Source organism: Lacticaseibacillus sp. 30 (assembly GCF_053819265.1).
In genome coordinates this window covers 1-19497 of sequence record NZ_JBSOQX010000020.1, presented here as the reverse complement: position 1 = coordinate 19497, position 19497 = coordinate 1, and the positions used below count along the sequence as shown (strand labels likewise).

The 19497-nt window shown below is 41.5% G+C and carries 24 protein-coding genes; 2 read left to right on the top strand and 22 right to left on the bottom strand.

All coding sequences use genetic code 11. The features are described from left to right. Positions 1-58: 58 nt before the first annotated feature. The 19 genes from ACWPAB_RS12005 to mobQ all read right to left on the bottom strand — a co-directional run bounded on the left by ACWPAB_RS12005 (position 59) and on the right by mobQ (position 17398). A complete protein-coding gene (locus ACWPAB_RS12005; protein WP_016381853.1) occupies positions 59-1183 on the bottom strand; it encodes an ArdC-like ssDNA-binding domain-containing protein in 1125 nt (374 codons plus the stop codon). A 3-nt stretch (positions 1184-1186) separates the two neighbouring features. Further along, the gene (locus ACWPAB_RS12000; protein WP_016381854.1) at positions 1187-1402 is read right to left on the bottom strand and encodes a hypothetical protein; all 216 of its coding nucleotides are present in this window, start codon (positions 1400-1402) and stop codon (positions 1187-1189) included. Between the two features lie 121 nt (positions 1403-1523). After that, positions 1524-3659, bottom strand: coding sequence for a type IA DNA topoisomerase (gene topB, locus ACWPAB_RS11995; RefSeq protein ID WP_016381855.1), 2136 nt, complete (start codon positions 3657-3659; stop codon positions 1524-1526). A gap of 6 nt (positions 3660-3665) precedes the next feature. Further along, positions 3666-4076, bottom strand: a complete 411-nt coding sequence (locus tag ACWPAB_RS11990; protein WP_016381856.1) for a hypothetical protein — start codon at positions 4074-4076, stop codon at positions 3666-3668. 14 nt (positions 4077-4090) lie between these two features. Then, the gene (locus ACWPAB_RS11985) at positions 4091-4948 is read right to left on the bottom strand and encodes a conjugal transfer protein TrbL family protein (RefSeq protein ID WP_016381857.1); all 858 of its coding nucleotides are present in this window, start codon (positions 4946-4948) and stop codon (positions 4091-4093) included. Between the two features lie 5 nt (positions 4949-4953). Continuing rightward, entirely contained in the window at positions 4954-5328 is a 375-nt protein-coding gene (locus ACWPAB_RS11980) for a hypothetical protein (protein WP_016381858.1), read from the bottom strand. A 14-nt stretch (positions 5329-5342) separates the two neighbouring features. Further along, the gene (locus ACWPAB_RS11975) at positions 5343-6887 is read right to left on the bottom strand and encodes a VirD4-like conjugal transfer protein, CD1115 family (protein WP_016381859.1); all 1545 of its coding nucleotides are present in this window, start codon (positions 6885-6887) and stop codon (positions 5343-5345) included. Position 6888: 1 nt separating this feature from the next. Then, positions 6889-7359, bottom strand: coding sequence for a hypothetical protein (locus tag ACWPAB_RS11970; protein WP_016381860.1), 471 nt, complete (start codon positions 7357-7359; stop codon positions 6889-6891). Further along, positions 7360-7728, bottom strand: coding sequence for a thioredoxin family protein (locus ACWPAB_RS11965; protein ID WP_016381861.1), 369 nt, complete (start codon positions 7726-7728; stop codon positions 7360-7362). It lies immediately after the preceding gene. Then, on the bottom strand, positions 7715-8332 hold the full coding sequence (locus ACWPAB_RS11960; RefSeq protein ID WP_016381862.1) for a SadB/YajI family lipoprotein: 618 nt from the start codon (positions 8330-8332) through the stop codon (positions 7715-7717). The genes ACWPAB_RS11965 and ACWPAB_RS11960 overlap by 14 nt, the downstream gene beginning before the upstream one ends. Positions 8333-8345: 13 nt before the next feature. Continuing rightward, complete coding sequence (locus tag ACWPAB_RS11955) at positions 8346-9500, bottom strand: phage tail tip lysozyme (RefSeq protein ID WP_016381863.1); 1155 nt, start codon at positions 9498-9500, stop codon at positions 8346-8348. Beyond that, positions 9501-10919 (bottom strand): type VII secretion protein EssB/YukC, encoded by a 1419-nt coding sequence (locus ACWPAB_RS11950; protein WP_016381864.1) that lies wholly within the window; start codon positions 10917-10919, stop codon positions 9501-9503. Further along, complete coding sequence (locus ACWPAB_RS11945) at positions 10912-12930, bottom strand: VirB4 family type IV secretion system protein (protein ID WP_016381865.1); 2019 nt, start codon at positions 12928-12930, stop codon at positions 10912-10914. The genes ACWPAB_RS11950 and ACWPAB_RS11945 overlap by 8 nt, the downstream gene beginning before the upstream one ends. Positions 12931-12941: 11 nt before the next feature. Next, positions 12942-13601 carry a TrsD/TraD family conjugative transfer protein gene (gene trsD / locus ACWPAB_RS11940; RefSeq protein WP_016381866.1) on the bottom strand — a complete coding sequence of 220 codons (660 nt, stop codon included), beginning with the start codon at positions 13599-13601 and terminating at the stop codon, positions 12942-12944. After that, positions 13570-13932, bottom strand: coding sequence for a hypothetical protein (locus tag ACWPAB_RS11935; RefSeq protein ID WP_016381867.1), 363 nt, complete (start codon positions 13930-13932; stop codon positions 13570-13572). The genes trsD and ACWPAB_RS11935 overlap by 32 nt, the downstream gene beginning before the upstream one ends. A 20-nt stretch (positions 13933-13952) precedes the next feature. Then, positions 13953-14288, bottom strand: coding sequence for a CagC family type IV secretion system protein (locus ACWPAB_RS11930; protein WP_016381868.1), 336 nt, complete (start codon positions 14286-14288; stop codon positions 13953-13955). A gap of 1 nt (position 14289) precedes the next feature. Continuing rightward, complete coding sequence (locus ACWPAB_RS11925; protein ID WP_016381869.1) at positions 14290-14904, bottom strand: hypothetical protein; 615 nt, start codon at positions 14902-14904, stop codon at positions 14290-14292. Between the two features lie 35 nt (positions 14905-14939). Then, positions 14940-15251 carry a hypothetical protein gene (locus ACWPAB_RS11920; RefSeq protein ID WP_008212308.1) on the bottom strand — a complete coding sequence of 104 codons (312 nt, stop codon included), beginning with the start codon at positions 15249-15251 and terminating at the stop codon, positions 14940-14942. Positions 15252-15334: 83 nt separating this feature from the next. Next, entirely contained in the window at positions 15335-17398 is a 2064-nt protein-coding gene (mobQ, locus tag ACWPAB_RS11915; protein WP_076665427.1) for a MobQ family relaxase, read from the bottom strand. A gap of 251 nt (positions 17399-17649) precedes the next feature. On the opposite strand from mobQ, the gene ACWPAB_RS11910 reads away from it, so the two are divergent. Together ACWPAB_RS11910 and ACWPAB_RS11905 are read left to right on the top strand one after the other, a co-directional pair. Next, positions 17650-17877 carry a hypothetical protein gene (locus tag ACWPAB_RS11910; protein ID WP_076665428.1) on the top strand — a complete coding sequence of 76 codons (228 nt, stop codon included), beginning with the start codon at positions 17650-17652 and terminating at the stop codon, positions 17875-17877. Between the two features lie 22 nt (positions 17878-17899). Further along, positions 17900-18178: a hypothetical protein gene (locus ACWPAB_RS11905; protein WP_003603789.1), complete on the top strand. Its 279-nt coding sequence runs from the start codon at positions 17900-17902 to the stop codon at positions 18176-18178. Here ACWPAB_RS11905 and ACWPAB_RS11900 read toward each other — a convergent pair. The 3 genes from ACWPAB_RS11900 to ACWPAB_RS11890 form a co-directional block, all read right to left on the bottom strand. After that, positions 18168-18674, bottom strand: a complete 507-nt coding sequence (locus tag ACWPAB_RS11900) for a hypothetical protein (RefSeq protein ID WP_016381870.1) — start codon at positions 18672-18674, stop codon at positions 18168-18170. The two genes, ACWPAB_RS11905 and ACWPAB_RS11900, sit on opposite strands and share 11 nt — an antisense overlap. Next, complete coding sequence (locus ACWPAB_RS11895; protein WP_002819873.1) at positions 18664-18945, bottom strand: type II toxin-antitoxin system RelB/DinJ family antitoxin; 282 nt, start codon at positions 18943-18945, stop codon at positions 18664-18666. Before ACWPAB_RS11895 ends, ACWPAB_RS11900 begins: the two co-directional genes overlap by 11 nt. A gap of 256 nt (positions 18946-19201) precedes the next feature. Next, the coding region (locus ACWPAB_RS11890; protein WP_455692702.1) for a plasmid replication initiator protein A at positions 19202-19497 on the bottom strand (296 nt) is incomplete at its 5' end.

The following is a 19497-nucleotide window of genomic DNA, read 5'->3' as shown; positions in this document are numbered from 1 at the left end:
CCTTGTTCGAGCGGGGCTTTTTTTCTGTTTCTATTATAGCATGTCCTTTAAAAACTGGCTAACGTTTCAGACTTTGATCAGATTCAGGATCAGGTTGTTTGATTCCCGGATTCTGTTCAGCAAATGCTTTCAGTTGTTTTTGAGTTCGATCACTAATTTCTTGGTGCACATCGTTTAACTGATTTTTTAATTGCGCTTTTTGTTGTGGACTAGTTGTTTGTTGAATTTGTTGTTGCAAGCCTTGATAGGACTTATTAAGTTCCTGAGCTGATAGCTTTTTTAGATCATGCTCAGGTTCTTTTTGTGCTTCTTGTAAGCCTAATTGTTTGGTTAACCCGTCGCTAAGCTCAATCACTTTGTTACTAACTTGCTGGATTTCACTTAAAGCGCTATGGATCACGGCTTTATCTTTAGCCCAGGTAGCCACATACCCGAGTGAGTAGTTACTGGTATCAACACCAATATTTTGCATGGCAACATACGCAACCGCTTCGGCTTGGGTTTCCTGATAGGCTCGTGGCCGATCTTTAAAGGCTGATTTTAATCCATGTAACTGACTATGTGCATATTCATGATATAACGTCTTCAATTTTAAAGCATTATCGGATTCATCACCACCAATAACAATTTCATTAGTGCTGGGTTGAAAATACCCTTTAGCCCCATTTAGCGTTGCTAAGGGCACTTCACTGACTTTAAGGTCGGTTTGCTGGTTTAGATAGTCCTTGAATGCGTTATACAAGCTTGTCACATTCTGATGATCGGCCAAATTTTCTTTGACAAAGTCTTTAGCGCTTAGGACAGGGTCACCACTAGTTTGTGCCACGTCGAAGATGGGCAGGTAACGATAACCAACAATGGCCCGTTCGTCGGTAGTATCAAGTCGCTTTTGCTCGGCTGGTGTTAGCTTCTTAATGATCGGAGCCGCAATCCGAATCGCTTTTGCGCCCCGGTTGACGGTGCGGTTAAAAGCCTTCTGCCATTGCTTAAAACCGGCGACTTGAGTGGCTTGAGGATTTTGCGCATAAATTAAATCAATGTTTCTGGCGCTATAACGATGAAATTTAGACAGGGTATTGAGATACTTTTTAAATTGGTCACTATCAGTTAATTTTAGGATTTGCTGTTCAGCCTGGGCGACTAATTGTGCTTTCCAAGCCTTAACATCTGCTTTATTTGGCATAAGTTACCCCTCCTCATCTTCAAAAATATCATTCAATGTTGGCAATGATCTTATTTGAATCGGGGTCGTGCCATAAAGGGCAACGTAACCGTCAGACATTTTTTGCCAGGCTACTTGATAATAAGCGCCGTTACCAGTGATTTCTTTTAAATACTTGTAGGTTCCTTTAGCTTGCAAAACGGGTAATTCACTGGCTAAAACTGCTAATTCGTTGTTCATTTTATGATCTCCTTTGCTTTGTTAATCTCACCCGTTGTTTGGGTTTACTTTTAGGGTTGTAAAAGTGAACCTAAATGACGGGTTCACCAACCGGAACGTAGTGCAGGGCGGTAGGCAGGTTCTAATCAAAATCAAAACTTAATTTATGGCCGTCAAGCTTTAACTTGGCGTCAAACGACTTTCCCTTTTTGCTCTTGAAACCCTTTAGTTTGCTGGTTTCCCCTTTGGTGACCAGTGCTTTGATCGCGGTCTTCCCGAGGGTCTTACTGCTCCATTTCTTGGGCAGGGTAAAGCTTTCGCCTTGCTTAGGCTTTACAATGTAAAACTTCTGTTTATTTAAAACGGTCGCTTGCGGTGTTTCTAAGAAGACCTTGTCGGACTTTTGTGCTTGCTGTTGGTGATTGATTTGTTGCCTAATGGCTGCATTGCCGGTTAATTGTGTGGGGACATCAGCAATTAACTTCGCCACAAACTTCTTAATCTGGCTCAAAAAGTTATCTGGGGTGCGTTCTTCGGTACTGATTTGCTGTAACGCTTGCTCCCATTTTGCTGTCATCTCTGGGCTAGTTAACAAGGGTTCGAGTTCAACCGCTTTACATAAAGTAATTCCGGCTTCACTGACGTGTAGCTTGTTCTTTTCAGTGACGAGATAGCCGCGTTTCTTTAACACTTCCAGCACATTGGCCCGGGTTGCACTTGTCCCAATGCCTTGCACATCTTTAAGAATCGCTTGGGCTTCTTCATCATCAAGCGTTTTGCCGGCGGTCTTCATGGCCGTAATCAGGGTACCTTCGGTAAAGGGTACCGGAGGTGTCGTTTCTTTTTGCGGTGTTTGCAGATTTGCTTGAACCTGATCGCCCTGATGAACGAGTGGTAAGGTGGCTGTTTCTTGCTGGTCGGCTTTGTGATCATCAAATAAAGCTTGCCAGCCTTGCTTAGTTGGGACCTTACCGGTTGCTTTAAAATTGGCGGCACCAACTTGGGTGATAATGGTGGTTTCCTCGTACTCGTACGGATCAGCAAACATCGCTAACGTCGTTCTTAAAACCAAGTCATAGACTTGTTGCTGTAATTTAGGTAAGCTGGCTAGTTTCTCTTTCGTCGGCACAACTTTAGTCATGATAATGGCGTAATGTTCTTCAACCTTTTTCCCATTGACGTAACGTTTATTTGGGGTGGTATTGGTTAAAGCGACTTGCTTAGAGACCAAACCCAGATACTTCGTCAGATTAGCCACTAAATAATCAAATTCTTCATCAGTGATATAAGCACAATCCGTTCGGGGATAACTCAGCAACTTGGCTTCATATAAACTTTGAATGGCCGCTAAGGTTTGGCTGGCACTGGCGTGATAACGTTTATTCATGGCACTTTGCAGACTGGATAGTGAGAATAGTTGGGGACTAGCACGCTTTTTAGCCTGTTTTTGGACGTCCTTGATTAAACCGTCCTGTGAGCCCTTCTGAACGTTTTTAGCTTGCATGAATGCTAGTAGACCTTTTTCATCTTTAAAGCGCTGATAGGGGTCCAATTTTGCGACGAATTTTTGCTGATTGGCTAAAATTTCAGCATTTAGTTCAAAATAGGGTTCCGGCTTAAAGTTTTTGATTGCCTGGTCTCTTTGATAGACCATATACAAGGTTGGCGTCTGCACGCGACCAATTGAGTACACCCCACGCACCCCATTTTTCCTCAACAATAAAGTATATAAGGGACTACCATTCATACCGATCAACCAATCACTAATTTGCCGGGTTTGAGCTTCTTTATAAGCCAAATAGTCTTTGTGCCAGTCACCAAGATTTTTAAAGCCGGTAATAATGGCGTCTTTTTCTAGGCTATTTAACCATAGCCGCTTAATGGTCTTCTTTTTAACGTCAATCTGGGCTTGGTTCATGATTGACCATGCGATATTGGAGCCTTCCCGACCACTATCGGTGGCAACAATAATGGTATCGGCCTTCGTTAACAGGTCTTTGACGATCCCGTATTGGTCCTTTTTACTAGCTGACACTTCAAACTTGTATTTATCGGGGAAAATCGGTAAATTAGATAAGGCCCATTGCTGGTATTTCCGATCATATTTATCCGGTGTGGCTAGTTCAACTAAGTGTCCGAGACCATACGTGACAAGCGTATTCTCGGGCAAAACAGGGTCACTAACCGTATAGTAACCCTGTTTTTTTGTGCTCTTTTGGAAGGCTTGGACGTATGAACGGGCTTGACTGGGTTTTTCGGCTAAGATAACAGTGGTCATGTTCGTTCACTCCTTGTGATTAAGTTTTTGATCTAATTCTGTTTTACCTTGTTCAGCCGCTTTCAACCAAGTTTCACGGCGCAATTCTTGTTGCTGCTCTATCGATTGTTGCTTCAAATAATGTTGATACCGGTTGATGGCTTTGAGATCTGCATAGGCTGACCAACGGAATAATAAGCCACCCAGCAGTAAAACTAAGGCCATTAGCGCAGTTCCTAAAAAATCGGTATGGTTCGCCGTGAAAAGCTCTTGGTATAAATCCATTAACATGAGGTAAATTCCCATTACATAGAAGATCATGCTAACTAAGTTATCAAAATAGTAAGACAACTTAGTCCGCCGTGAAGGTGTTGTAAAAGGATCGGTTCGCATATCTTTTTTGGCTTTTTCCAATAACCAGTGTGCGATTTTTTTCATAACTATTTTTCCTCCTAGTGGTTACGGAAATAATTTTGAAACATTCTCACGGCACCCATACCAGTACTTTTAGTCACACCGGTTGAAGCCCAAAAGTCTTTAACGGCGTCAGGTGTTTTGACCACCAGAAAACCGAATCCGATTGAAGCAATAAAAGCAATAAACCCGTATTTAGCCATATTAGTGAAACACCATACTGATAATGACATACAAAGCACCTGGCTAATAATGGAGGCATTGTAATAAATGTACTTCTTCCACCACGTATTACTATAATCAAAGCTTTCAGTCGCCATGCTCATTGCAGCTAAAGGAATCGTCAGGTTGTACCAAGCCATATCAGCCACAAACACACACATCTTGATAAAGAACACGACGGTTACGACAGTGAAGATTAGCAGAAACAAAATCTGTAAGGGTAGCGAAACGCCAACATCTTTTAGCCCAGGAACTTTATTCATGCCGGTAATTGATTTAGCAGTGAATTTCTGATCAGAACTAAACATATACTTTAGCAGGGGCAAGGTAATTGAACCTTGAATAAAGCCCTGTAAGAACACGAAAACCGGAATCACGGCCGCTGATTTAATCCCGTCCATGATGATATTAGCCCAAGTAACATCGGTACTTTCATCTGCCTCTTTTAGAATTGTCATCACAATGCGGCCAAGGACGACCACAACGACTAACGATGTCGCAAAGGACAGGAAGATGGCATACCACGTTTTAACAATTGGCAAGCTTTGATTGGCTTGGTCAATAATGGCCTTGCAGATGTTGAATAAACCGTTCAACAAACCAGATAATGCCCATTCAAAAAACTTAGCAATCGCTCCCTGAACCAGTCCTGAAATATCACCTAAAACAAACATATCTATCACTTCCTTTTTTGCAATTCAAAGCTTCCTAATCCGTCATCTGCTTTGGCAGTTTTATTTATTGCTTTAGCTTTATAACCATCGCTAATTTGAGTTAATTCAAATTTTTGATTCTTCTCATCATCAGTATTTACTTTTAAATATTCTTTACCAGAAGTATTACTGACTGAATAATTAGCATTTACATTCATCAAGGGGGTTTCAATAATCATTGTTTTTTTATTAAATTGGGTTTTATAGCTTTGTCCTTTTTGGTTGAGATACCATTTATTACTTTGCAAATCCTGTGCTGTAGACTTCCCACAAGCGGTAAGACCGACAGCAATCAGTAACACTGTCATCACAGCGATTATATATTTCTGATATTTTTTCATTAATATGTCCTCCATTATCCAAGTAAGTTGTCGTCGTCTGGCTCCTCTGTTTGACTATCTTTATTTGAAACTCTCTCTAAGTCGCTGTCTAGGCTGTCCTGTTGTTGTTCCTCCTCTGTTTGATACATCTTGTTTGCGGCTTTTTTTTGAGCAGTCTCCTTTAATTTTGCTTTCCATTTCGCTACTCTTTGATGAAAGTTGGTTTCCTGGCTGGCTTCTGGTTGGCCTTGATACTCATTCTGTGACAAGTTAACCAAATGATCAGCCCCTGGAAATAGTTTAAATTGGAACGCTTTTGTAGCTTTGACTGGTCGCGCATTGCTAAAGATTAATAAGCTCTGATCTTCGGGCATACGCATAATTTCGTCGGGGGTCATGAGAGAACGGCTCGTATAGCTGTAACTATCGCTCTTGCTGTGGCTTTCTTCCTTGCTATGACTGGTACTCTCACTACCGGTTTCCACTTTTACGGTCGATTTACCTAACAAATCACTAAAGTATTTCGCAGTCACATCATTAGCGGCATTCAAGCAAATTTTAACGGCATGATTACCTAAGATACTTTCGGCTTTATCCTTGCCATACAAAGCTTGGAGCTGGGTTAAGGTCTGACAAATGGTAGTCACGCCAATACCGTACCCCCGGCACGTCGCCAGAAATTCTTCGTACTTAGGAAACTTCCCTAAATTGACAAATTCATCAAGGATAAAGTCGACTTGGTGGGGCAATTTAGCGTGATGATCGGCGGCTAATTTGTATAATTCATCAAACAATTGTGAGAAAAACAGATTGATGAAGCTTTCATAAGTGTTATCCATGACGGGGATAATTACATATAGAACAACTTTGGCGTTGCCAATCTCTTTTAAATCAAAATCCGAAAAGCTGGTAAAATCGGCCACTTCCTTGTCGACGAACTTCGAAATGGTCGCCAACAGGCTTTCAATAATGCTGGCTTTCATTTCCCCTTTGGCCTTTTTGAAACCTAACTCATAAGCGCGTCTCGCTGGATCAGACATGGTTAGATCAAGAAACAAGGTATCTAGCGGACTATCCGCACCCTTTTCCTCGGCTTCAACGTCATTTTCTTGTAAGACTTGCGTTACGCCCGCCAAATTTCGTTGCTCTGGTGACCGGTGGTTCATGACAAACAGGATTAGTGCCTTCAAAAGTTGCCGTTGGGTACTAAACCACACATCTTTTTTGCCCTCGGCATTTTCACTCTGGACGATCTTGGTGGCGACGGTTTCGGCTTGAATATCCCGTTGAATATAATCAAAGGGGTTGTAGCGATCACTGTGCGCCATGTTGGCAAAGTTGACGACATGTACTTGATAACCCTGGGCTAGTTTGACACCGGCCGTCTTTTCGTATAATTCACCTTTCGGGTCGGTTACGACAATGCTGTTCTCCGTTTCGTTAAACAGGTTCGTAATGACGACTGACTGGGTCTTATATGATCCAGGACCCCCGACCACAAAGATATTCCGGTTGGGTTTGGTGCTGTTATTCTGGTAAACAATCCGTTTATCCACGATCCCTAAAATTGTCCCATTCATGTTAATCTCCCCCTTTCGCTGACTTTTCTCGATCCACTAATGATTTGAGAATTTCGGCCTTGGTACTCTTGTTAAATGCTGTGGTGAGGTCTTTGGCATTGATACTAAAATAATGGTCACTCAATTCTTTTAGATCACCCCAGGTCGCACTCCCGTGAGTTTCAGTATCCGCAGTTTCCCAATCTTTGTGCTTGCTGTTGCGCTTCAAAGCAAAATAGATGGTGTATAGGATCACGGCGACACTGACAATAATTAATACCGGGTTCTTTTGGCCTAAATATAAGTTGTAATAATGCCAGGGGTGTAAAGCTAATTGTTTTAATACGGTTGGCATATGATGCGCAAAGGTTAACTTATAACGGGACAAGGCCATGACAGCTCCAGCTAAGATCTCCGCTAAATACAAGCCAATGATTAGCGTTAGTAGATATGGCGTGCTGACTTTAACGCTGTTTAATAATTTGTCTTTCATCTAATCACCTACTATCTGTTTAATTCTTTGTTGGTTGGTGCCGGTGTACCGTTGCTTACCATGGATCAAGGTTGGGACTGACGTTAATTGATATTGCTGAATGTAGTGCCGATTCTGCGATTGATTCATGTTAATAAAAACAACGTTATGGCTAATGACGTTGTGCCAATAGATTCGGTGAAAAACAGCTTGGCAATCCGGGCAATCATCGCGATAGAAGAACAACACTTTTTTAGGGTGCTTAGCTAAAGTCACGATTGGTCGCTGCTTTTCTACGTGGTTGACATATTGATGACTGGCAAAACCACTAACGGCTAAAACCACCACGATTACCGCTAGGGCCTTACCAACCCGCTTAATTAAGGTCACTGGCTTTAAAGCTACTACCTAAGTTTTGGACTGCGGTGATTCGATCCGTGGTGGTATCGAAAGTAACCTGATAAAGTACCGTCGCCTTTTGCCAGTCGTTGTCGCCACTCTTACTTTCATAACTGACGACAGCTAAGCCTTTCATGTTTTGGCCTTGCTTACTTTGTGTATACAGGTTCAGCTGATCTAATTTGGCTGAAACACTATTGCTGTCACCATAAGTCCCTTTGTTTGAAAAGTATTGCTGGTACAATTTGTCGGAAATCAAGTCTTTAACGCCATCTTTACGCTGACCGTAGGTCTTGGGCTTGAAGTTATTCATGACATCAAAGAACTTGGTGACCACCGTATTAAAGCTAAGTTCAGCCTGACTTTTGTCTTTATTATTTTGGTAGGTCTTATAACTGTCAATTTGAGTGCTTAATAACTGCTTTTGTTGGTTGGCTTTAGTCAATTGCTGGTTAACTTGTCGCTTCTGTTTTTGTAAACGACTAATCTGCTGTTGCGCCTGCTTAACTTGGCTATGTTGATAGGCATTCGCCCCTAATGACATGATTAAGATCAAACTACCAATCGCAATACTTAAAACCATGCTGCGTTTCATTTACTCGTCCTCCTTACTTCTTGATTGGCCGAGCTAACGTCACATCGCTACCACTTAGTAAGCTATAAAAGGCGGTGCCAAAGGTGCTTTCGTTAACCTTGTCGCCTACGCCACCTTGTTCAATGATTTTGGTGGCTTTGCCTTGCCACTTTCCTAGCAGAATGGCAGTATGCCCGTTGTTGCCGGCTCCCACACCTTGATTGACGATCACAATATCGCCGGCTTTCGCGTCATTTTCACTAATCTGTTTCAGATATTGATGGCTGCCTTTGGCGTCACTGGCCATCGTGCCGGTAAACCAGCCCATATTTGCGGGTGCCTTGTAACCATCCTTATTCAGGGCTAACCAGACAAAACCGGAACAATCGGTTCCGCCGGTTTTGTTAGGATTCTTTAAATCACTGCCTAAATCGGGGCTAGGGTGGGTTTGAACATAATAGAAGTCACCTTTCATACTTTCCGCGTTTTTAACAATGCTGCCACCGGAATAGCTCGGGTCACTATCGCAACCTAGCTCGGTCAGATCTCCTGAACTTGCATTATCTAACGTATTACCGGCCACGGGATCACTCGCCCCGAACACGGAATACCAGTGATCGGCATACCCGTATCTTTGGCTTAGATACCATTGTTCCGGGTTCTTACTCATGCCCTCGTAATCCATTAACCAGGCTTTGGTCGCTTTGTGCACGTCCGTATACTTAAAGATCTGCTTGTTTGATGCATAGTAACTACTGTTCAATTCTTGATCGAGATAGTCCAACTGCACGCCGAGATTCGTCGCTGGTTTGTTTTCTTTGTGGGCTAAGTCTTCCAACTTATCCTTCCGACCACCTAACCACTGGGCTAAGCCCGTGGCCCCGGAACTTGAATTAACGGACTTGGGATCAAGCCGACTTTCTAGTTGTAAGACCCCCAAGATACCAGCCGCCGCTTGTGGCGTGGCACCATACTTCTGTTTCCAGTGCGCATAGATATTTTTGGCATTTTCTGTCATGCTCTTACTATCTAATTGCGTCTCTATGGTGGTTGAGTTATCACAACTGTTTTCTTGTAGCTGACCAGTAATCGCGGCGATCAGCAATATGATTAGCAGAATGGCGCCGCCCACAATATAAGCAATCAACTTCCACTTCTTTTTCTTATATTCAAACGACAATACCTGCATTTAATCACCCACTTTGTGCTTGGCCTGATCGACTTGTCTTTGCGCTGCTGATTGGTCACTCTGCGCATTCTTTAAGTCCGACTTAGCCGAATCCACCTTCTTGTCTTTGTCCTTATCTTTACTACCATCAATCTTGTTGGCGTCATCTAACTTCTTTTGGGCGTCGCTAACTTCGTTCTTAGCGGCATTGAGACTTAACAAGGCTTTTAAATACTTAGCTTTAGGACTGTTCACGCCGGCTAACTTGGTTTGGACAGTCTGGGCGTCTTGCGTATCATTATGGGCGAGGAAAGCTTGTCCCATTCTCAATAAAACATCAGCGTTCGTCGTAAAGGATAATTGGTTATTAAGCGTATTGGTATCATAATTAACAATCGCTTTTTCGAGTTTCAATTGATCTTTTTGCTTACTCGTCGCCTTAGTTGGTAACTGCCAATCGGCCACTTGACTGCTATCTTGGTTGGCATAAGCCGCATTAACAACCTTGTTCAACTGACTTGGGTCAACGTTTAAGGCTTGCTGGTATTGACGATGCTTTAAAAAGACACTGACTTGCTTAGTTGCAGGATAGCCGGCTCGTTTCATATCTTTTTGCGCTTCTGACCACTTATGATCATTTAAAGCGGTCTGAATTTGACCGCTATATTTTAATCGCGTGACCTGCGCTTGGTTCCGGTTAGCTAAGCTTTGATATTGCCGTTCATCACTTTTATGAACTAAGCCGACGGCCAAAACGGCCACAATCGCTACCCCGGCCACACTCAACCATAACCGTTGTTTGGTTTTCTGTTGGGCCGTTTCAACTGCCTGCCATTCGTGATAGCTCACAAAGTCCTCAATGCCATTAACCACTTCCGTTAACTCATTTAACGATGTAGCTTTAGCCACTTGTTGTAAATAGTCGTCCGGGTGTTTGGTCAAGGCTTCTTGGGGATTGCTTAGTAGCCGTTCATAGGGCGTCCCCGTCAAGCAAAACAGAATCAGTGCTTTGTATTTGGCTAAATTGCTATGTTTATCATCATAAGGCATGAGTTCATTGGCCCGGTAGGCGTACCAAACATGTTGCATTGGGTAATACCATAGGTTGGCTGGGTTCAACGCAATGTGATACTGACTATCGTTAACCACATTTTGCGCCATAATTTCCTTGGCAATCGCTGACCGGATTGCCTTATTTTCATGTGGCAAGTCCTTTAATGATCTGACTTTATCCGGCAAGGTATAAGTTAAAACAACCTTCTGGTCTTGCTCAACTACGTTAACCAACTGTAAGAAATTGGAATCAGCTTCCTTTAATTCGTTTAGCTCACTCAACTGGTCGTATCGAAACTGATTGTGATTGAGTTCGAGAATTAACTGGTTTCCCTGTCGCTTGAAGGTGCCAACCTCGATATTCAATAGCTGATTTGATTTACTCATTTAAAGTCCCTCCTTCCTCTTCGGTAGTGGTCAAGGCATCAATTTCACTTGGCGTCAACACCACGCGCTTTTGATAATCCGGTTGAATGGCTGTCTCACGGTTGTATTTTTCTTGGTAAGCTTCGGGATCAATTAACCGCAATTCTTCTTCGGTCAACTCGACTTTCATAAAGGCACGTTGGCTACCATAAATCATCAGGGATTCACCTTGCCTACGGCGTTCTAGTAACTTCTTTTCTTTATCTGAAAAGGTCATGCGTAATTTGGTAATCACATCATCGACACCTTTACCGTCAAGACCAAAGAACACTTTGGTATAGGAGTTCCCAATAATGGCTTCCCCAATGTTCTGCCCAGTATCTGTCGTTCCTTCGATCACATCTTGAATTTGCTGCGTTCCGGCGATTGCTCCAGCATTGTACTTTCTGAACCGCTTATACGCTTGATGGAAAAAAGTGGCGGCGGCTTTGTGCAAGGTCAAAAAGTGAAATTCATCAACAAATAATTTTTTGCGGCTATGCCGATCTTTGGTGATTTCGTCCCACAAATACTGGAAGGTATTCAGATAAGCCGCTGATTGGACTTCCTGTTCACTTTGTAGTGGCTTTAAATCAAAGGAAATGATTTTCCCTTTTAAGTTAACGTTGGTGTGGCCGTCAAATAGGCTGTTAGAACCATGGGTATAGCTGCCTAAGATATAGTAGAAGTCTTTAACCCGATTGAATTTGTCTTCGTCTCTATCAGCCAGTTTCTCCAATTCGTCATAAACATTGGATAAGGTCGGCCACTGATCGTCTTTAATTTCTTTTAAGCGACTATATTTCAAAACACCACTGTTGACGTAGGCCTGTTTAACGACATCATCAAGAATTGCCAGCTCAACTTGGGTAATGCCAGTTTTGATAACTTCAAAGAAACCTTTTAGACGCTGGATTTTATCTTTTACCAATAAATCAAGGTTAGTGACGGCTTCATCAGCACTTAGTATTTCTTCGGAAAAGATTTGTAATGGATTGATCTTATACTTTGCATTAGAAGTTAAGTGCAACACCGCTCCGCCTAACGCTTCCACGATCTTTGTATATTCGTTTTCTGGATCAATGATATAAATTTGATAGTCTTGAATGGCATATCTTAAAATCTTCTGGATCATGTAGGTTGTTTTACCCACACCGGAAGTACCAATAACAACCATATTCTGGTTCAGGGTCTTGTTGCGATCCAACATATCTACGGCAATTAAGCTGTTGGTGTCTTTGTTAACTCCTTCAATATCACTTCTCGGCTTTAAGTCCAGAATTTCGGCGTCATCAAAGGGAAACATACTGCTGGCCACTTCGGTATTACTCTCTTTATAGGTGTAATCCCCCATAAGGTTCTCGTTAATTGGCATGGTTGACCAAAAAGCCTGGAAGGTTGCTTTAACGGGAACAAGGGGCTTCATTTGTAGCTTAATCAACGTATTCTTAACGTTTTCGGTTAAGTCATCTAATTCTGCTAAACTGTTGGCCCGCAGATAAATGAGCATATGTTGGTACACAAATGTGGTAGAATTATCAAGGTATTTATCTAGTTGCATGTTGGCTGAATCAATATAATTTTGCAGAATCTTCTTTTTATACGGGTCGAACGTATTGAGCTTCTGCGCTTCCTTATTTTGAATCGTCTTCTTGTAATAGGTAATCATTGAATTGTTACTGGCGCTGTCGATATATTGCACAATATCGATAACGCCTTTTTTACGCTTCAATTCTGATAACCAGTTGCCATACACCCGCTTAGGATAGTCGGCAATCGCTAACACCCGAATAAAATTCTCGCCCGACTGGACGTAGGTGGGGTACTGTTCCCAGCTAAACGGAAATAGTGAATGCAAGCTATCGCGATCAATCAGCTTGGTAAAGTCTTCAACCTCCGGTTTAGGCTTACTACCCGTTTGGCCGCTGTCGCCTTGATGTCTTTCTTTTTTAGTTGGCATAAATAAATCAATGACCTTATCACCAAAATTCATCCTGTTGCCTCCTATCCATTAAAATTGATCAAGTTCTTTAAAATCTCTTGGACTTCTTGACTGGTCAAAACTTTGGCCGTCACATCAAAATCCGTTAACGCATTTTCAATGTCTCGTTTAACCTGTTCGATCTTTTCGTCTAAATGAGTGACAGCTAAGTTTAAGCTTTTAACGCTCTTGTCTTTAATCGGTACCTTAACGATTAGCAGATGTTGCTTAGTTGTCATGTTTTTGGATTCCTGGACTTTAGTAAAGTGGTCCAAATAACTGGCTATGAGTTGGATTTTGAACTGTTGCTCCGGGTGATCTTTTTGTAACGCAAGATACCGACGCTTGAGACCATTGAGATAAGCCGTCATATTGACGGGAATCGTCGGTTCTAAGAACTGTAACGTGTCATCAACACCTTCACCCAAGGTACTCATCAGAAACGCGCCATAGTCCTCAAAAACGTCCTGTTGTTCGGTTTCATTAAGCAGATCAAGGTTGATCCCACTAACTTCCAAAATGCCAACGAGATTACCCGTTTTGGTAACTTCGTAGTTACCATACATACCCACCACCAAGCTCATGTCATCAATGGTCTCTTTGCCACCATTGATTTTAGGCGGTTGGTAATCCCAATCGAGCTTCACTGATTTATTGGCGGTTTTGCTCTTCTTCAAACGCATTTAGTTCACCTCGCTTCTTCGGTTTTAAATAAAACAGTTTCTGACCATTGGCATATCGGCGTTTCAACTTAAAGTTATCCCGCACTTTAATATTCTTCCGCGCCGCAACTGGCCTAATTGTTAAAATAGCCATGACAATCGTCATGGCTAAGACAACAATCACTATTTTTATCAGGACTAAGATCAGACTATAGGGTGGGATCGCAATAAAAATTAAGCCCACTAGTCCTGCCAGCGCCGCATAGCCAAAATCCTTCAAGGTGTAGTCTTTCCAGATCCCGTAATCTTTATCTACGTTCTCTGGAAAGATAAATTCTTTTCCTTTCTTCATTTGGCAGGCTCCTTTTTAAATTAAGTGAATAGGCTGTAAACCCAAGGTAATAGCCAGATAATCGCTGCCGCTAGGGCCACTAAACCAGCCACCCGACCAACCGCGTGATAAACCTCTGATTTCTCTCGCGGATCGTCTGCGTCAGGCATTCTTTTGATAATAATAAATAGTGCGACACAAATCCCGACTAAAACGACCAACCCAGTTAAAATACCTTGAATCGTCTTACCAGCGCTGGTTAGCTTGCTTTTAACTTCGCCACCGTCCGCCGCCAAAACAACCTGGGCGTTCATCAAACCCAAATAGATCGCAGTAACTCCAGTAGTTGCTAACGCTTTTACTTTGCTGAACTTCATGTTATTCCTCCTCCCCATCGTCTTCTGATGTTCGTAATTGAATTTGTTCTGCCTGCGTTTCTTCTGGCTCACGCTGATAGAACTTGTTCAATTGTTCTTCGGCAATTTGCTGGCTTGGTAATGGGTCAGTAGCTAAATTAACGCGGCCATTTTCACTCGTGGCTAAGTAATACTCCTTTTCTGACTGACCTAGCTCTTGGGTCTCTAAGACATGCACATTATGTTCATAACGGCCTAAGGCGTTATCAACTTCTAAGCCATAGAAGCCTAAGAAACCTTCTAAGAAGCTCTCACCAAAAAAGGTCATTTCGTTTTTGATCTGCTTATATTGATGGGTCGGTTTATCACTTACCAATTTTTCGGTCTTTTTAGCATTTTGACTGTCTTGATGGCGATTAAACCAGCCCCTAAGTTTTAATGGCGGAGTTTTTAGCTGACGTTTAATGGTCTTCTTAATCATTGCTCGACGAACTTCATCGATTGGCTGGCCGTCTTGATCTAAAATTGCTTGTAACTGTTTTGGATCAGTCAATGCTTGGTCATCATCAACCACAATCGCCCTTTGATCATCATGAACTAGCTTGCCATTAATGCCTTGCCAGCTTTCTACTTTCATTGGATCACCTCCTCAAAAAAAGCGCGTTAGGGACGCTAAACAACTAGCTTTCCCCTAACCCGCCCGGTAAAATGGATTGTTAGGAGGGTGACACCTAGAATCGTAACTTCCAGGTGCTGATCCCCGTTAGCAACTTCACTGCTTACGAGGACGCCCTCTTTTTTTATGTGGTTTTTAATCCATTCAATGCCATCTTCAGATATTAATTTAACTTTGCCCGTTTCCATGAGCATTTCACTTGGCAACTCGTTAGGGTGCCGTCTTAACCAAACACTCACGTACGTACTACCTCGTTCAAGCTTGAGACTAGCTTGAGCTAAGCTAAACCATTCCTGTTTCTTTGTCACATGTGAATACTCCTTTCCCTATATTATGGATTCATTGTACCATTAAATGAGCACGTTGATGCACTTTTAATTTTACATTTAGATTACAAGTGCATGCCCCCATCTTCATGCCGATTTCGAGTTTGGTGTTGCCGTTGCTTTTTCGTCATTTCCCACTCGGCCTCTTTTAAACCTTGCGCCTGTCTTTGCCGTTGGTAATCTTCATCACGGGCATATAGAGCGGCCATGATTGCGTCACTAAAGGCCGTCTTTAAGTAGTAGCTTGGACTAACTGGCTTGTAATTTAGCGGTTGATAATGTCCAATATTTACTTTTCTATACTGGTCGTCCTTGGCTTGTTGCCCTTTTAACTGCTTTTGGATTTTCTCGATCTGACTGTTCTTAATCGTCGGATCGGCTTTGCATTCGCCAAAAAAGAGTTGTTTAGTGCCATCATGCTTTAAAACCCGTTGTAAGTGATGATTTTCTAACTGATCTAAGCTAAGCTGTCCCGATAAATAAGCTAGTCCTTGTTGATGTTCTTGGGGACTGAACACCTGTGGTGGACTTGCTTGCCACTGTTCAATTGTTTCAGCCTGACATGGCTTTAAAACAGGATCATAGTACATCACGGCTGTATAGGCTTGTTCCTGTTTAATCATTGGTAATTCATTAAAATTGCCGTTAGGAAAGGCTCTTCTTAAAACTTCCTGGTATTGGGTTTGAATAACTTGCTTAACAGCCATGATTGTTCGCAAATCTTTGACTGCGCGAGTAATCTTTTGCTGCTCGGTTGGTGAATACTTTTCTAGTAGACCTTGATCAACGTGTTCTAGACTTTCTAAGCTATCATCATGAATCATCAGCGTATATTTAAGCTCGATTTTGACTTCCTTTTCTTGTTGCATTAATAACTGCCAGCTGGTATATGGCCGCTTGGTAAAGGTCAATAATTGTCGGGCCAATAAATCATCACGAATATTCATTAAACGTTCGTTTAATTCACTGCCTTTGAAAATCGTTTGTTCACTATTAGTTTCTTTAATCAATTCCCGTCGTTCAGCCGCGGTTGTCTGTTCAAAATCAAGCTCTGGATAAAGTTTTTTAGTCGTGCGATCAACTACTTTATTTAAGAGTTCATCTGCTTTTTTTAGTGAACTTTCTTGTTGGTTAATCGTCAATAATTGCTTAGTGACATCTTCACCAACAGCGTGCTTAATTAAGGTACTGTTTTTCCAATTAAATAGCATGCGCCGCTTATCATCTAAACTTTCCAAACTAATATAAGTTTTCAGTTCGTGGCTTAACTCTTTGACCACTTTTTTCTCGTTAAACGAGAAGTGTTTACTTAGGCTATCCAAGTGGCCTCGATTAACTACTTTCTCCTGCATATTTTTATAGCCAGCTTTGGAATTGCGATAGTTCTTAACTTGTTGATTAAATTCTTTTCTTTCATGCCGTTTGCTATTGATTCCCTCGTGTTGCATTGGTGTGTCAGCTATTCCCTGTTCCACAAATGATTTTTCACTGATCCGATCAGGAATGTTTTTTTGCTCTAAAGCCTGATTGACACTAACTGCCCAATTGTGCCGCCATTCAGTTATTTTTTCTTTTTTATCCCAATCGACCATCAGTATCTTTCTACTCTTAGGGTACTTGCTAGTTCCGGTATATGTTTTGTTGCCATTCTCATCTAAAATATATTGCTTTTTACTCTTGATTCCCCATGTTCCGTCTGGGTTAAATGGTCGGTTAGTTAACATCACATGTGCGTGCGGATTATCTTGGTGGTCGCGATGAAGCGCTACATCAGCTACTATGCCCTCATCAACAAAATTTTCTTGCACGTATTTTGTCAATAACTCTTTCTGTTCATCTTCGCTTAGTTCAACTGGCAAAGCCACGTTAAACTCTTTCGCATACCGAGAATTTGATCGCCGATCTTTTCTTTCTACTTCGTTCCATAATTTTTCTCGATCACTGGCCCATGCTGGTGCATTTTTAGGAGTTAAAATAAAACTCTCTGGCATGACTGACCGAGCATAGAAATAGTGGCGACCTTCTTGATCATCAAATAATTTTTCACCACTTCGATAAGCGGCACTGGCAATCGCACTTCGTCCTTTCCCAGCACTAATATTACTAAAACTCATGTGGAATATTGCCATGTCAGTCACCGTCTTCCTTTGATTCGATGGGTTTGACCTTGTTGTCGCCATCGGCGACTTCTAACACAGGATTTTAGCACGATTTACCCCACAAGAATTTAGTGGGGTGTAAGTGCGCATTGACCTCGTTTCACTCGGTCTTCTGATTCTCTTAACTTTAACTTAGTGTATGCCTTCCGCTTCGCTATTTCAAATTTTATACTTTGACTTAATGTTTCTTATATAATATAGTTTCGGTGATTATTTCTAATATGATTGGAGGGATCTTTATGTCTCAAAGTAACTTAGAAAAACAAGAAGCTAAATTAAAAGCCCTTAATCAAAAAATTAAGGACGAAAAAAATAAGATTGAACAACGTCTAGGTAAACAAATCATCAGTCAATCTAATTTAGATTATGCTAATTTGTCTAACGATCAGATTAAGCTTTTAGCCAAGCAATTTTCTGAATTTTTAAAGGTAAAGTCCGTAGATCATTAGCCATACGAGATGGGGAAATTCCATGTCTAATCAATATGAAAAATTAGTTGAGCAACAAGCGCGTTTAAAACAAAAAATTGAGCGAGAAGATTTTAAATTACGGCAATCTAAATACTATGAAAATCGGCAAGCCCGCAAAGCCCGTTCTCGCCGATTAATTCAAAAAGGGGCTTTATTAGAAAAGTACTTTCAAGCTGATAACCTCTCGGTCGAACAAACCGAAGAACTTTTAAAAACATTTGCTGACTATGTTAACGCCCATAAACCGGATAAATTAAAAAACGATCAACCTAATAACTAGGCCGATCGTTTTTATTTTCAGGATTGTTTTTTGGCTTAATTTCTGGATTGTGTTTAGCAAAGTCTTTTAACTGTTTTTGAATTCTTTGTGTAAGCTCTGCTTTACTTTCTTTGTGCTTCCTTTTACTTGATCGCTGTTGAATTATCTTTTGACCCTTACCTCTTCTTTTTGATTTTAGGTCAAGCGTAAAATCTGAAATTTTATTTTGATCTAGCTTACTTAAATGACCGATTTCTTTAAAGTTTAAACCGGCTTTGGGAAAGCGATAAATATTACCAAGATCGACCCAGGAAGGTTTCTTCAACCCAGCGGATTGCCAATCTTGAATCGGATAATATTGTTGCTTGATATAAGCCGACTTCTTTTCATACTGACTAGTAATTTTAAAAGCCTCGACCGTCTGTTCTGATACCCGACGAATTAAAACTGGTCGAGACTTGCCACCGTTAGTTTCTACAAAACTAACGTATAGGCTGACTAAGTCATTAGTCCTCATCTGGATCGTTGAGCCAATCAGCGACCTCTTTAGCGTCTTTGAACTCGGTGACTGGTGTCCCTTCGGTCGCCTTTAAAAAGCGTAAATTAGCTCTTTCTTCTTCGCTTAAAGACGCATTAAAAGGTAAAGCACCATTAGCAACAATCCGCTTGTAAAACATGTTAATGGCCGTGGTTGGATTTAAGCCCAATTCGCTTAAAACTGCTTCGGTATCATCGGCCAAATCTTTATCAATCTTGACTTGGACCCGTTTCTTTTCCTTAACTGCCATGATTGTCTCATCTCCTTTCTTTTACTACTACCATTATACTACCTTTTGAGTACCTCATCAATAGATAAAGCCCTGGCCTCAAATCACTTGAGCTTGGCGTTGATCTAAAGGCTGAACTTTTGAGCTAGTTAGCCTGGTTAGCTCTGGCGCTCATCTAAAAGCCCCTATTATTCTGTTTAAGCCATTTAAATCTAACTTAAGTATAAAGAGGTTAGTAAGTCTTAAAACCGCTTAGAAAGGTTGTAGCCTTTTAGGACTAGTAGTACAACCCACTGTTATCGTTGTCGGCAGACTTTTCTTCTTCGGGGTGTTTGGCCGCATATTCTCTAGCCGCTTGTTTATTCCACCAAACGCCAAATAGGTTTTGCATGGTGCCATACAAGTAGTTTTCAACGTTCTTGATATGTTTCTCATTGCTTCTAAGAACGTTAAAGTAGCGTCTCAAGGCTTTAGTCATCAAAGGTTTAAGTTCTTCGTCGTCAAGCGGGATTAGAACCCCAATATCCTGATGATCCTTTTCAACTGGGTACTTAGCATTTAAAATAATGCCAA